General features: G+C 40.7%; 1 protein-coding gene. It reads right to left on the reverse strand.

Going from position 1 to position 992, the window contains the following annotated elements; translation table 11 throughout:
* The coding region (locus EXE46_RS16915) for a type ISP restriction/modification enzyme (RefSeq protein ID WP_199234202.1) at nucleotides 1-992 on the reverse strand (992 nt) is incomplete at both ends.

Raw genomic sequence — 992 nt, forward strand, 5'->3', positions numbered from 1 at the left:
TTAAGCAGGTCAATGTCTTCTGTGAGTTGAAGCCGCGGGAAGTCGATTCGGAGCAGTTCTTTATACCGCTCGCGGTACGTGGGGCTATGAAAAACAGCGTAGGCGTAGTGCAATACATCTTCTGGCCCAAATGTCTCTTTTAAGTTACCAGTACCATTCATTATGAATTTAAGTTTCCATTTTTCTTTGCACTCCTCTACGAACTTTTCTGTCAGGTTTGGATCTTTTTCACCTTTGAAGAAGTCTTCTCCTTTCCTTCTTTTTTCTTCTTCGTTCTGATACTCATATATCGGAAAAGACATTGCCCTACTCCTAGAGCTCTTGAAGGCTCTGTTATTTACCATGTTGTCTGTGCACAAGAAGTGAGAATAGTTATCACCTTTGCTTACTACCTGCCTGATAGCACACAAGACTTTGTTTTTCCTTCCGACCACATGGTTGTTCACACTCGACCTTGGATATGCCAAAAATCCTTTTGAGTTTCCACTATACCAAGTTACTCTGTTGTCGAAGGGCCTATAAGTAACTTTGCATATTTCTCCTTCATTATTTTGGCGGTCTTTCTTGGCTGATTTGAGTTTCCAGTCTCTGCCGTCACTTCCAACTTCATATTTTTTACGTACTTCATCTAAGTCTGAAGTTTTAACGTCTTTTATAACATCGGATAGTTGTCTTTCTTTGAAGTACACCGTAAATGAGTCACGTTGGGTCTCTAGACCTGTATTGTGTAGACTGAATATGTCAGTGAGACTCCACCCTTCGCAGTATTCGTTAACAAAGTCGAATCCTTTTGGAGCAAAAAAATGGAAATTTCCAAGGCAAGTTTCTCGATCTACCTCTTCCAGTGGTTCAGATGGAATACTTTGGACATCGTTTTTTCTTAAGAAGTCGTACTTTTCTTCTCTTTCTCCCCATACCTCGTGGTAATGAACTTCAGCTTTTTCCTCTGTCTTGGGAGTCTTTACGAATATTCCTACTGCTACACCCTTGGT

This window comes from Halorubrum sp. GN11_10-6_MGM (assembly GCF_005435165.1).
In the GTDB taxonomy this organism is placed as follows: domain Archaea; phylum Halobacteriota; class Halobacteria; order Halobacteriales; family Haloferacaceae; genus Halorubrum.